Origin of the sequence: Nitrospira lenta, assembly GCF_900403705.1 — a bacterium.
In the GTDB taxonomy this organism is placed as follows: domain Bacteria; phylum Nitrospirota; class Nitrospiria; order Nitrospirales; family Nitrospiraceae; genus Nitrospira_D; species Nitrospira_D lenta.
In genome coordinates, this window is the sequence record NZ_OUNR01000001.1 from 157,636 (window position 1) to 170,974 (window position 13,339).

At 58.6% G+C, this 13,339-nt stretch carries 13 protein-coding genes; 8 read left to right on the plus strand and 5 right to left on the minus strand.

Translation table 11 applies throughout. The features are described 5' to 3' along the window. Nucleotides 1–287 precede the first annotated feature (287 nt). Complete coding sequence (locus NITLEN_RS18755; RefSeq protein ID WP_425464130.1) at nt 288–479, minus strand: cation-transporting P-type ATPase; 192 nt, start codon at nt 477–479, stop codon at nt 288–290. Between the two features lie 120 nt (nt 480–599). Here NITLEN_RS18755 and NITLEN_RS00765 point away from each other — a divergent pair, with 120 nt between their 5' ends. The 5 genes from NITLEN_RS00765 (at nt 600) to NITLEN_RS00785 (ending at nt 6,387) form a co-directional block, all read left to right on the plus strand. Next, nucleotides 600–1,544: a glutathione S-transferase family protein gene (locus NITLEN_RS00765; protein WP_121987675.1), complete on the plus strand. Its 945-nt coding sequence runs from the start codon at nt 600–602 to the stop codon at nt 1,542–1,544. A 229-nt stretch (nt 1,545–1,773) separates the two neighbouring features. Further along, nucleotides 1,774–2,862 (plus strand): saccharopine dehydrogenase family protein, encoded by a 1,089-nt coding sequence (locus NITLEN_RS00770; protein WP_121987676.1) that lies wholly within the window; start codon nt 1,774–1,776, stop codon nt 2,860–2,862. Further along, nucleotides 2,859–4,385, plus strand: coding sequence for an L-piperidine-6-carboxylate dehydrogenase (amaB, locus tag NITLEN_RS00775; protein ID WP_121988524.1), 1,527 nt, complete (start codon nt 2,859–2,861; stop codon nt 4,383–4,385). The genes NITLEN_RS00770 and amaB overlap by 4 nt, the downstream gene beginning before the upstream one ends. A gap of 38 nt (nt 4,386–4,423) precedes the next feature. Beyond that, nucleotides 4,424–5,035, plus strand: a complete 612-nt coding sequence (locus NITLEN_RS00780; protein WP_121987677.1) for a VOC family protein — start codon at nt 4,424–4,426, stop codon at nt 5,033–5,035. A gap of 347 nt (nt 5,036–5,382) precedes the next feature. Next, the gene (locus NITLEN_RS00785; protein WP_121987678.1) at nt 5,383–6,387 is read left to right on the plus strand and encodes a hypothetical protein; all 1,005 of its coding nucleotides are present in this window, start codon (nt 5,383–5,385) and stop codon (nt 6,385–6,387) included. 256 nt (nt 6,388–6,643) lie between these two features. Here NITLEN_RS00785 and NITLEN_RS00790 read toward each other — a convergent pair whose 3' ends face one another. Further along, a complete protein-coding gene (locus NITLEN_RS00790) occupies nt 6,644–7,984 on the minus strand; it encodes an ArsB/NhaD family transporter (RefSeq protein ID WP_121987679.1) in 1,341 nt (446 codons plus the stop codon). A 446-nt stretch (nt 7,985–8,430) separates the two neighbouring features. Between NITLEN_RS00790 and NITLEN_RS00795 the strand changes: the two genes are divergently transcribed. Continuing rightward, the gene (locus NITLEN_RS00795; protein ID WP_121987680.1) at nt 8,431–8,796 is read left to right on the plus strand and encodes a hypothetical protein; all 366 of its coding nucleotides are present in this window, start codon (nt 8,431–8,433) and stop codon (nt 8,794–8,796) included. A 151-nt stretch (nt 8,797–8,947) separates the two neighbouring features. Then, complete coding sequence (locus tag NITLEN_RS00800) at nt 8,948–9,850, plus strand: lytic transglycosylase domain-containing protein (protein WP_245924356.1); 903 nt, start codon at nt 8,948–8,950, stop codon at nt 9,848–9,850. Between the two features lie 41 nt (nt 9,851–9,891). On the opposite strand, the gene NITLEN_RS00805 is transcribed toward NITLEN_RS00800, so the two are convergent. Together NITLEN_RS00805 and NITLEN_RS00810 are read right to left on the minus strand one after the other, a co-directional pair. After that, a complete protein-coding gene (locus NITLEN_RS00805) occupies nt 9,892–10,614 on the minus strand; it encodes an SDR family NAD(P)-dependent oxidoreductase (RefSeq protein WP_121987681.1) in 723 nt (240 codons plus the stop codon). A gap of 4 nt (nt 10,615–10,618) precedes the next feature. After that, a complete protein-coding gene (locus tag NITLEN_RS00810; protein WP_121987682.1) occupies nt 10,619–11,863 on the minus strand; it encodes a TCR/Tet family MFS transporter in 1,245 nt (414 codons plus the stop codon). 143 nt (nt 11,864–12,006) lie between these two features. On the opposite strand from NITLEN_RS00810, the gene NITLEN_RS00815 reads away from it, so the two are divergent. Continuing rightward, nucleotides 12,007–12,627, plus strand: a complete 621-nt coding sequence (locus NITLEN_RS00815) for a short chain dehydrogenase (RefSeq protein WP_121987683.1) — start codon at nt 12,007–12,009, stop codon at nt 12,625–12,627. A gap of 39 nt (nt 12,628–12,666) precedes the next feature. Here the strand turns inward: NITLEN_RS00815 and NITLEN_RS00820 are convergent, their stop codons facing one another. Then, nucleotides 12,667–13,236 carry a Slp family lipoprotein gene (locus NITLEN_RS00820; protein ID WP_121987684.1) on the minus strand — a complete coding sequence of 190 codons (570 nt, stop codon included), beginning with the start codon at nt 13,234–13,236 and terminating at the stop codon, nt 12,667–12,669. Nucleotides 13,237–13,339 lie beyond the last annotated feature (103 nt).

The window sequence follows — 13,339 nt, forward strand, 5'->3', positions numbered from 1 at the left end:
CATGGAGAACACATTGCCCCGCGAACCTCGAACGGATCATCGCTCATAAATTCTTAAACACCAGCAACAGGGAACGACATAAGGACACGTTCGGTCTATCGCGCGTTCGATCCCGGCGAGGCCGCTACGTGTATCTGCGCCGCCAAACTTTGACGCCCTCCATAAGCGCGAATGGCAAGACACCCGCCGCGGCGATCAACGCCCAATCTTCGATCGGCAATGACGCCGTCTTGAACAGGGCGGAGATCATCAGAACAGTGAGCAACGCAATCTGTCCCGCGAGCAAATCACGCTGCTTCCGGAAGTTTGTTGAACCCGTAGTCAGCGTGTCGGCGGCTCACCTCTTCGACGGAAAGCCAGACTTGCTGATCCACATGCAATTCCGCCGCTACCGCCGGTCCTGCCAATGTATGCCAGTAACGTGTCACTCGCGATTCACTCCCATTCAACCTACCAGTATTCCGGTTACATTCTCGCACGCCCTATTGAGATCCTCTCCCTATTGCCAGAGTCACTGTGACACCGCCTTAACCACCGGCGCAGTCCACACAATCCTCGGTAAATATGGGATACTACTCCCATCAAGGAGCGGCGCCCGCATGACCGTCTATCCACAGTTTCCCGACGAGCAATCCGGCGAAGGCGAGTTTACACGTCAGGCGGATGCCTTTCGCGACTACGTGACCTCCACCGGGAGCTCGGGATATCCAGCCGCTGCCGGCCGCTACCATCTCTATGTATCCTGGGCCTGTCCCTGGGCGCACCGCACGATCATCGTACGGAAGCTCAAGCGGCTGGAGGGCATTATCGGGCTAACCTCCGTCGACCCGATTCGCGACGAGAGGGGCTGGGCCTTTCGCGAAGGCCCGGGGCACTCGCTCGACCCCGTCAATGGATTCCACTTTCTAAGTGAGGCCTATAAGGCCACCGATCCGCACTACGTCGGACGCATTACCGTGCCAGCCTTGTGGGATCGGGTGACGAAACGCATCGTCACCAACTCCGACGACGATCTCATGCGCATCTTCAATAGCGAATTCAATCGCTTCACCGAGAGCTCGATCGATCTCTATCCGGAGGGCCTTCGCAAAGAGATCGATGAACTCAACACCTTCCTCTATGAAAACGTGAACGATGGGGTCTATCGCGCGGGATTCGCCACGTCACAACCGGCCTACGAACGAGCCGTCCGGCGGCTCTTCGACGCGCTGGATATCCTCGATGCACGGCTGGCGCATCAGCGTTATCTCTTCGGCTCGGAATTCGTCGAATCTGACTGGCGGCTGTTCGTCACCCTGGTCCGATTCGATGCGGTCTATCACGGCCACTTCAAATGCAACCTCCGTCGCATCATCGATTACCCAAGCCTGTTCGGTTATCTCAAAGATCTCTACCAAACCGACGGCATCGCCGAGACCGTCAATTTCGATCACATCAAGCGCCACTATTATGTGACGCATGATGACATCAACCCTACCCGCATCGTCCCACTGGGTCCCGATCAGGATCTGAGCACGCCGCATGGCCGGGCTCGGCTCGGCTAAGCAGCGCGATGGAATCTCCATCACCGGGAGATTGACTCTTCTACGCAGCACCCACCACAACAGCGGCAATCACACACTGAAGATCCGTACTCAGCCCAGTGGACGCTTCCACTCTCGCATAAGAAAAGGCCGCGCAACGCGAACAGGTACGGCCCCCCTGCATCGATCGAGAGTGAACAGCTGGTGAATGTCCCGGAGAGGAGTATACTGAGGAGAAGCGAGGCACATTATGTATCGAGTACTGGTCCTCGGTGCAGGAAAGATCGGCTCGCTCGTTGCGAGCCTGATCTCTCAGCACGGCCGTTACGAAGTGCACCTAGGCGATGTGAATCTGGACGGAGCGAACCGCCTCATCGCGGACCTCAAACTCGAACGAGTGACTCCCTGCCTCCTCGACGTCCGCAATCCGGACATGGTCAGCACCTATCTATCGGCGCATCCCGTCGATGCGATCGTCTCCAGTCTCCCCTATTTCTGTAACCCCACCGTGGCGCGGCTGGCTCTGACTCACGGCCTCCATTACTTCGATCTGACCGAAGACATCGAAGTGACCAGCCAAATTCGCGTATTGAGCGCCGGCGCCGCCCAAGCCTTCATGCCCCAGTGCGGCCTGGCGCCTGGCTTTATCAGCATTGTGGCGCACGACCTCATGACACATTTCCAGAAGCTGGATACCGTGAAGATGCGCGTCGGCGCGCTGCCGGTCCATCCCAGCAATGCGCTGAAGTACTCCCTAACCTGGTCGACCGATGGCCTGATCAATGAATACGGCAACCTGTGCTACGGCATCGAAGCGGGCGAGAAAGTCCCGCTCCAGCCGTTGGAGGGTTACGAGACCATTGAGCTGGATGGCCTGCTCTACGAGGCCTTCAATACATCCGGCGGATTGGGCACGCTGGCAGATACCTATGCCGGGCAGGTACAGACCATGAATTACAAGACGCTCCGCTATCCGGGTCATTGCGAAAAAGTTCATCTCCTGATGAAGGATCTGAAACTGAACGAAGACCGAGACACGCTCAAGCGAATACTGGAACACGCCGTTCCGCAAACCCACCAGGATGTCGTCCTGATCTACGCCTCGGTCACCGGGATCAAAGAGGGGGGATTCTTTGAAGAGAACTACGTCAAGAAGGTCTACCCTCAATGCATCAAGGGTAGGCTCTGGTCGGCTATTCAAGTGACCACCGCTTCCAGTCTCTGCACGGTGCTGGATCTCGTCTTACACGACCCCTCCCACTATCATGGTTTCGTCACACAGGAATCTATCTCGCTGAAGGACTTCCTGGCCAACGACTTTGGAGCATGCTTCCGATGAGCACAATCCAAGCAGCCCTCAAGGAGCTGGGTATTCAAACGGTTAACCCAGGCGGAAGCACCGGTTCAGAGTGGTGGTCCGACCAATCCAACAGACCTGTCTTGCCATCCATCAACCCGGCAACAGAAGAAACAATTTCAGATATAATTCCTTGCTTATCAGATGATTATATCCGCATAGCAAATGTATCGGTTGATTCATTTAATACCTGGAGAATGGTTCCGGCACCGAAGCGCGGAGAACTTGTGCGGCTCATCGGCCAGGCACTACGGGAAAAGAAGGATGAGCTAGGAACCTTAGTCTCCATGGAAGTCGGCAAGATCAAAGCTGAAGGAGACGGCGAAGTTCAGGAAATGATCGACATGGCCGACTTTGCAGTCGGACAATCGCGAATGCTCTACGGAGCGACGATGCAGTCCGAACGGCCGGCGCATCGCATGTCAGAACAGTGGCATCCTCTCGGCCCCGTTGGAGTGATTACGGCCTTTAATTTCCCCGTAGCCGTCTGGGCATGGAACGCCTTCCTCGCCGCGATTGCCGGAGACACCGTCATCTGGAAGCCGTCTCCGAAGGCTCCGCTTTGCGCGATCGCCGTTCAACAGATCTGCAATCGTGTGATGCACCAGCAGGGCTATCACGGCATTTTCTCGCTCCTCATCACGGATCAATCCAGCCTGGCCGAGACCATGGTCCAGGATCCGCGCCTGCCCCTCATCTCATTCACAGGATCGGTGGCAGTCGGGCGCCGGATCGCGTCAACCGTCGGCAGCCGCTTGGGACGGGCACTGCTCGAACTCAGCGGCAATAACGCCGTCATCATCGATGAGACCGCAGATCTCGATCTGGCTGTGCGCGCCATTCTCTTCGGAGCCGTTGGCACCGCCGGTCAGCGCTGCACCACGACCAGACGCCTGATCGTTCACGAGTCGCGCTATGAGGAGGTAACCGCCAAGCTCGTGAAAGCCTACGCGCACATCCATATCGGGAACCCACTGGATCCAGGCGTCCTGATGGGGCCGCTGATCGATCACGCCGCCGTCGAAACGTACCGAGCCGCCATCGACGACATCAAAAATGAAGGCGGTTCGATTCTCTGCGGCGGCCATGTCCTGCATCGGCCGGGTCACTTCGTTGAACCCACCATCGCACGCGCAGAAAATCATTGGCCCGTAGTCCAGCGCGAAACCTTCGCCCCGATCCTCTATGTCATGACGTTCCGTACGATCGACGAAGCCATCCGCCTCCAGAACGAGGTGCCGCAGGGACTCTCGTCGGCTCTGTTCACGACGAGAGTGCACCATAGCGAGCAGTTCATCTCTGCCGTAGGAAGTGATTGCGGGATCGCCAACATCAACATCGGCACATCCGGCGCGGAAATCGGCGGAGCCTTCGGCGGCGAGAAGGAAACAGGAGGCGGCCGGGAGGCTGGCTCAGACGCGTGGAAAGCCTACATGCGCCGTCAGACCAACACCGTGAATTGGGGCACGGATCTGCCGCTCGCCCAGGGCATCACGTTCGGCTGAATACCTGACGACTACAATCAGTGAGAAGGGAGGCCATCATGGATCAAAATCTGGAACTCGATGGACTCATGGCGCGCATGGTGGAGGAATTCATTCTGCGCAATCGAGCCGGAAAAACACTGCAAACCATGCTGAACGAAGCGGGAGTCGGACTCACTCCCGTGATCGATCACGTAACCTTGCGGACGCTCGATATCGATCGCCGAGCCGAATCCTTCATTGCCCTCGGATATACCTATGACGAAACGCTCGAATACGAGGACTGGTACGCCAAAGTCTTTCGGAAACCCGGTTATCCCGCGCTCTTTGTGGATCAAGCCTATGCGGGCGACCGCGGACGAACCAGCATTATTCCCGGATGGGTTAAGAACTTCGGCGACCAGGTCTTTCACCATATCGCGGTCCGCGTGGAGGATATCGAAAACGCCGTCCAGCAACTCAAGAAGAAAGGTATCGTATTTGCCGGGACTATTGTCGGGGCACAAGGCGGTTCACTCAGGCAGATTTTCTCCTCACCGGAAATGGTCGATGGACATCCTTTCTCGGTGCTGGAACTGGCCGAACGACACCGGGGATACCAAGGCTTTCTGCCGCCGCAAGCCGACAGCCTCATGAGATCGACTGCGCCGCGTGAGACGTCGCGAAGATAGCAGCCCTGTCTTCCGGCAACGCCCATAGAGACTGATCAGCACTCACTCGACGCAGACCAAACACTACATCGCCCTCTCTATTCATCTCGCGAGAGCTTTATCAACATCACGATACACCTTGCGTAAGCCCAGGCATCCTGTTAAGTTGACACTTGATCGCGTAAGACCTCACGAGTTTAGGGGCCGCAGTATCCCCTGAAGTAACGGAGTCTGACGCGATTTTTGTTTGTCCGCACGAGACCGTCCTGCATCTGCTGAGCACTCCCCGTTGGCCTTATCATCCATCGCTCGCAAGACCAGCCCGACACAATCGCGTGGTTTGTTGTCACATTTTCAAGAGGTGCATTTTGTTTCATGAATTCTCGTCAACGTGTCGAGCCCTCCTCCGCAATGCCGCGGGGAGCGCTTACCACATCACCATCGTCGCCCTGAGCGGAGGCATTGCCCTCCTGCTCCCGGCGGGAGCCAAGCAGTTTCTCTCCTTCTGGTCTCAGATCGAGCACAACAAGCTCTCGCTGATTGCCGTAGAAATGACGGTCGCCGTGCTCCTGATCGCAGGGATGAACTTTCTCCATCGCAGCCTTCGCGACCGAGCCCTGGCGGCCTACGCGACCGGAGCCGGACTCGTCTCCTTCTTCCCCCGGCGCGCCCGAGGGGCGGAACGACGGATCAGACAACTCAAAGAAGACCAGGGAACGGGCCGCACCATCAAGGTGATCGGGTCAAGCGGATACAGCACCCTGGTCGACCACGTGGGTGACCTCTCCTCGGTGCTCGACAAGTGCCTGGGCGCACAAATCCTCTTGGTCAATCCATACAGCCAGGAAACCAGCTCCCGCATCCAGGCTATCGGCCATCCTGAAATCACACTGGACGGATTCCGCGATGAAGTCCGGCAAAGCATCGCGCTGCTCAAGCGTCTCAAGGCCATGGGCAAAGCCGTGAAGCTCAAACTGTACGCCGACCCACCCCTCGTCAAAATGGTGGTGTTGGGCGACTATTTATGGCTGCAGCACTACTGCACCGATCTGGATATCGGTACCATGCCGGAATATGTATTGCAGCACAATCAAAAGACCCACGGGCTCTATACGCTTTACACGCATTACTTTGAGCAGCGATGGGACAACCAGGAGATCCCTGAATACGATCTAGAAACCGATGAACTCGTGTATCGAAACAGAACTGGAAGCGAACTGCGGCGTGAACAATTCGAAGTCACCACGCTCCCCTGCTTGGAAACACCCCTCACTCAAACACGCACCGTATCGACTGACACCGTTCAGCGAGAATTGCGCATACCCGCTATTCCAGAACCGACGTATGGGCGAATGAAGACCTGTTCGGAATAGCTGGGCGCAGGAGTCGCCGCGACTCAATCCGGTGAGACTTCCGTGCCGGAAGACCCGTCTGAATAGAGCGCGCCTGATAAGACATTCCAGTAGCACCCTCTCACCGCTTCGATCAAAGCCTTGCAACGCCTTGCCGGACAAGCGCTGGGGAGCGAATTATGAATTCGCTCCCCAATATCCACGCCTCAATATGAGTCGGCCACAGATCCGTTCAAGCGAATCTCCGGCAACAATAGACGCAGGCAATCCGCGCGACTCACCGGAGAAAGAGGAACCAAAGATAGAGGGAACTGATGAGGGTCGATCCGATCATCACGGGAAATCCGAACTTGAAAAATTGCCAAAACGAGATGCGATACCCCGCTTTGCGGGCAATATCCACCATCACCACATTGGCGCTCGCGCCGATAAGCGTGCCGTTCCCTCCCAAACAGGCGCCGAGTGCCAGTGCCCACCAGAGCGGAAGAATGTCCGGCTGATGCACCAGCTCGGCATAGTCGGAAATCTCCGGATGCAGCGACCGAGCGAGATCCACAATGAGCGGATTCATCGCCGCGACGTAGGGAATGTTATCCACGGCCGCCGACAGCAAGGCTGAGCCCCACAGCACCGCCATGGTGGCCCCTCCAAGATTCCCCTGAGTCGCCACCACCAACTGATCGGCCAAGTACCGAATCACGCCAACCTTGACGAGTCCGCCGACGAGAATAAATAAACCGATAAAAAAGAAGATGGTTTTCCATTCCACATCCGTGAGGTACGACAACTCCTCGCCATCCTCCGGCTTCCGCCTGGCGTGCCCAAGCAGCATGAACGCGCTCGCGCCTAAGAGCGCGATCGTGGCTGGCTCAAGGTGAATAAGCGAATGCAGGCAAAACCCCACGTTAATGATCCCGAGCAACCAGAGACAGCGGTGCAAAAACGGGCGATCCGGCACGGCGTCTCGCGAACTCAGGGCCAGCACCGCGGAGCGGAGATGCGGCGCGACCGTCATATTGCGCCCGAAGAGCCCCCAAATCGAAACGATGAACACGGCCATGATGATCATGACCACCGGCGCCAAGACCTCCAAGAAATCGAGATAGCCCAGCTCAGCTTTGCTGGCAATCATGATATTCGGCGGATCGCCGACAAGCGTCGCGGTGCCGCCGATGTTGGACGCCAGCACCTCCGTCACCAAAAAGGCAATGGGATTGAGCTCCAAGCGCTTGGTAATCGACAGCGTCACTGGCGCCATGAGCAATATGGTCGTCACGTTGTCGAGCATCGCCGATAGCCCTGCCGTCAAGAGGGACAACAACACTAGCAGCCGAAACGGCTTGGCATCGGCCCGTTGCGCGGCCCAAATCGCCAAGACCTCAAAGAGTCCCGTTTCACGGACGATATTGACGATGACCATCATCCCGATCAGCAGAAACACGACATTGTAATCGACGCCAAACTCATGGGAGTAGAACGCCTCATCCTGCGACAGCACGCCCAATCCGATCATCACCGCTGCCCCGAACAGAGCCACAATCGTCTTGTGAATCCGCTCCGTGATAATGACGAGATAGCACACGCCGAAAATGAACAGAGCCAGAGAGACTGAAGACATTCGATACCTCTCGTTCGCTAGGGGAAGACCGTGAATCGACGACTGCCCCTCATTATCAAGAGGCCGCCGCCGCAATGCAACGAAAGCCGCTTCGGGGAGACAGCAACTGCCTTGGCACATGCAACGGCCCAACCTTGATGCCAGGAAGGAGTCGGCTCCTTCTCTCCGCACGCCCCGAACGGAGCTGATCGAACAGAGCAGTGCATCCGAGTCTGCGCAAAAACAATCCGCCCACAATTGCACGAAGCGACCAGGTTTTGTCAGTCTGCGTGGAGATACCTAGCCGACTGCCAACCAGGCTGACCTACAATCCCTTCCAATTCATCTGAAACCTCAGGCGCTACCTCTCGGCATAATGCTTGCTGAAACTCCTCGCAGGCCGTGGGCGACCGAGGAACAGAGGGGTTTCTCACATGCGCCCGGCCGACACCTAAGGAGGCAATCAGATGAAGATACTGAACAGGCACTCTACAATGGCCGTGGCATTGACCGTAGGAATCGTCGGGGCCTTGAGCGCCGGCTTGGCATGGGCGGAAGCCGAGTACGTTCCCTCATCCAACCCGAGGGCTCAGGAATTGGATACGAAACCCGGTCCGGCTTTTACGATGATCGATGGGAAGGTCAGTAAAATTGACGGCAACGTCTACGTCGTCGAAGGTCCGGCCTACAATGCAACCGGAGGAGGAACCAACTCCAACGAAATCCGCGTCTTTGTCGGCAAAGACACCAAAAAAATCAGCGGAGAAAAGCGAGTGGGCGATAAGATTCGCGCAGAGCTGACACAGGGCGGCTTCGCCAATTCCATTCAGTAGCCTTCCGCTGCGGTCTCATTGAGGGGCGCTCTCCCACCGGGCTGATCCGAAAGGATCAGCCCGTTTCTATTTCACTTCACCCTGTCCTCGCCATCTTCACCGCCTGGTACGACCTGCAAACCCGATCGTCGTTTTCAGTTATAGTACGAGCATGCCTCCCCGATCTCATCGCCGCAATGCCCATTCGCCTCGCCGCAGAACGGGACGATCACGCCGGCGCTCCCGATTGGCCGCGCCGCGCCGCTTCGTGCAGTCGCGCTGGCACGAATGTCGAACGTTCTTACGGGCCTTGAGAAAAACAACACCGGCCGTGCGCATCGTAGTCAGCGCCGCGCTGCTCCTGCTGCTCTGGCTCGCCGTGAATTGGACCTACCACGCGTTTAACAAACCGACAGAAGTCCTGTTTCCCCTGGACAACGCGCTCGACAAAAGTCCGGCGAAAACCTGGCAAGAATACGGCACGCTCTTCCGGGAGCATTCGACGGCGGTGATCACGCCGGAACTGCTGGCCGCGCTGGCTCAGAGCGAAGGCGCGGGCAACCCCGTGGCGCGAACCTACTGGCGGTGGCGGACGTCCTGGAATCCCCTGGAGTGGTATCAACCGGCATCAAGCGCCGTGGGCATGTACCAGCTCACCGACGGAACGTTTCAATTGGCGAAGCGCTATTGCATTCACGATCACGAAGTGGTCGAAGACGGTCCCTGGAATAATTTCCAATCCTGCTGGTTCAACCGCCTCTATTCGCGTGTCATGCCGAGTCATGCGATCGAGATGACCGCCGCACTGCTCGACCGCAACGTTGCCGACGCGATAGGCCGCAGGCAGACGCCCGCGACGACACTCCAGAAGAAACAGGATCTCGCGGCCATCATTCATCTCTGTGGAGCGGGAGCGGGCCACAGTTATGCCAGGAGAGGGTTTCGCCTCCTCCCCCACCAGCGCTGCGGCGACCACGACGTGACCGCCTACCTGACACGTATCAATGGATTGAAGCAGCAGTTCGCGCACCTCTCATCCGGCGGCACAGCATTGCGCGCAGCCAAACCGCACTGACCGTGAGGCAGGTGCGAACGTGACGCACGCCCATTCATGCCCTACCAATCCGCGCCGAGACGGTCGATCACGATCTGGTGTACGACGGTGTGCTTGCCCAAGGTCGCTAGATACACCGCCGCTTCGGCGATGTCGAACGGATCGATCTTTTCGCTGCGCAGAATCTCTTCCGGCGCGGCATCCACGAGTTCATCGGCCACGCCGCCCGGACAGATGGCGGTCACCTTGATGTTGTGCGCGCGGCCTTCATCGGCCAGCGCCTTGGTCAAGGCCATGACGCCGTGCTTCGACGCGCTGTAGGGTCCGGTGCCCGCCCAGGCCTGCACGCCCGCGACGCTCGACACATTGATGATCGTGCCGCCCCCCTGCTGCCTCATCTGTGTGAACCCCGCCCGGCAGCAAAAGAACGTCCCGCGCAAATTCACATTCATGACCGCATCGAAATCTTGCGTACTCGTCTCAGCCAGCCGCCGGCCACCAGCGATGAGGCCGGCGTTATTCACCAGCACATCCAGCCTCCCGTAACGCGCCACGGTCTCCGCAATCAGCCGCTCAACCTGTTGTTCATCCGCCACATCGGTCTGAATCGCCCACGCCTCGCCACCGGCGGCGCTGATCTGTTTCACCACCTGTTCGCAGAGACCGAGCCGTCGCGCGGCCACCACGACCCGCGCGCCCTCCGCACCGTAACGGAGGGCAACGGCCTTACCGATGCCACTGCTGCTGCCTGTGACCACCGCCACTTTTCCGGTTAATCGTCCCATATGCTTACCTCCGGTTTCCTGCTCGATGCATCCTGGTCGTGTGCCACGAGATTGTGGCCGCCAAGAGCAACACCGTCGATGCGAGGAGAAACGGCGCGCCCGGCACCTGCCACCCGGCCGGGGCGCCGATAAAGTGAGAAAAGATCTGCGTGAAGAGCGTCGGTCCGATCAGCCCGGTCACTCCGTTGATGCTTGCCGTCGCCCCCTGTAACTGTCCCTGCTCCGATCCGCTGACGCGGCGCGACATCAACGCCTGAGTCGCCGGGCCGGCCAGTCCCCAGAAGGCCATGATTGGAATGCCCAGGCAAAAGATCCAGCCCTGCGGCGCAACTCCATAGATAGCAAAGCCGGCCGCGCCGCAGAGCAATCCCGCGAGCAACGTTGTGCGTTCACCAAACCGCGCCGTGAGCGGCCGGATCAGCACTCCTTGCACGATCATCGCCGCCACTCCAACCCCAGCAAGCATGAACCCGACGCTCGCCGTATCCCAACCATATCGATAACTCATGTACAGCACCGCGGTGCTCGGCAAAACCGCGTGGGCGAGGTAACCGAGGAACGCCACCGTGGCAAGCCCGAACAATTCATGATGCGATCGCAGCAACGCCAGCGAGCCGACCGGGTTCGCCCGTTTCCAGGCAAAGGCCGACCGCTTTTCACGTGGCAACGACTCCGGCAGTACAAAATATCCATAGCAGGCATTCAAGAGACTGAGGCCGGCAGCGCCCCAGAACGGCAATCGCGGATCGATCGCCCCGAGCCATCCTCCCAGCGCCGGACCGAGGATAAATCCGAGACCGAAGACCATCCCGATCTTGCCGAACGCCGCCGCTCGCTGCTCCGGCGGCGTCACATCTGCAATATAGGCCCCGGCAGTGCTGAAGCTCGACGAGGCAATCCCGGCAATCACTCGCCCTGCAAATAACCAAGTCAGATTCGGCGCCAGCGCCATGAGGATGTAGTCGAGTCCCAATCCGATATTCGACAACAACACGACCGGCCGCCGGCCGAACCGGTCGGACAACGCGCCTTGAATAGGCGAGCAGATAAACTGCATCAGCGCCCACGCCGTCCCCATGTACCCAAAGATTTCCGCCGCGCGGGCCGTGTCGCCAGACAGAAAGTCTTCGACGAGTTTCGGCAACACGGGAATCACGATGCCGAAGGACAGCATGTCCAGGAGCACGGTGAAGAGAATGAAGAGGGCCGCGGCGGAGCGCGGCTGGGTCGTTGTCGTTGCGTCGTTCATGGCGAGGCATTCTAGCAGGCCGTTGCGCGAGGAGACACTGTCCCTAGCGGAACATCGCCCCTCTTGCGTCCGAACTACGCCGACGCTAACCTTGCACGACTCATCGGAAAGCGTGCGTACTCGGCTTTTATCCAGGAGGGAATATGCGAGTCATCGTCATCGGCGCCACGGGAACCATCGGGTCTGCCGTCGTCGCAGCACTGTCCGCACACCATGACGTCGTGGCCGTGGGGCATCAGCAGGGTCCACATCGGGTGGACCTCACAGCAACGGAATCCATCACTCAATTGTTTCACACGGTGGGGCGGTTCGATGCCCTCGTGTGCGCCGCGGGCCGGGCTGCGTTCGGAACCTTGGACGATCTGACGGATGCGGATTTTCAGCTCGGGCTATCCAACAAACTGATGGGGCAAGTTAACCTGGTACGCATCGGCCGGCCATTCGCGAACGACCGCGCCTCGTTCACCCTCACCAGCGGCGTGTTGAGCAGAGAACCCATGAAGGGAAGCGCGTCGATCAGCATGGTCAACGCAGGACTCGAAGGCTTTGCGCGCGCCGCCGCGCTGGAGCTTCCCCGCGGGATGCGCATCAACATCGTCAGCCCGCCCTGGGTGGCCGAGACCTTGATCGCGAGAAAAATGGATCCGTCCATCGGCCTACCCGCCGCCACCGTCGCCAAGGCCTATCTCGCCGGCGTCGAAGGCACCATGACAGGACTCACGATCGATCCGCGCAATCATGCGGGGAACACGGGAGGAACATAGGGAGCCCTGAACGAACACGCACCGGCTACCGGCTGCTTCTCAATGGCTCGTATCGGATCCGATATCGATCTCAACCCCGATCGATTCGGGGACGATGAAATCGTAATTCGGATCGAAGTCTCTGGAGGACTCCCTATCGATCGAGTCTATTCCCCAATGCCTGGCATAGAGTAATCGAAGCACCGGCTCGTGCCCCAGCTTGACCTTGCCGGTCACACGCCCGGCCAGGCTCATTCTGGCCCAGTCGCGATAACCCGCAGGAAGTTGCGCCTTCGTAATTTGCACCCAAAAATGACCGGCTTCGGGCCCATCGGGATCGATCGGCCGACGAGGAACATCGTCTTCGTCCAGTGGACGGTTTTTCATTCTCAACCACACATATCGCTCACCCGACTCTTCCTCTACAGGAGTCCCTCCCATCAACACGACCTTCCCGAGATAGGCCTCAGGGTGAGCCGTCAGCGCCGTCAGGGTGACGTCAGGCTCAGCCATACGTACGTATTCGCGAGGCATATTCCCACAGCCTGCGAGCAAGACGATCAGGCCGATCGCACATCCGACCGGTCTGACCCTTTGAAAAAAACGAGCAGATACAATCATCGGAAGCATCCTTGGTTATCGATGGACCAGGCGGCCCTTAATCGCATCCGCGCGGTCGACCATCGGAAATACGACCGGCCCTCAGGCCACATTGAACGGCACCGTGCCGGAA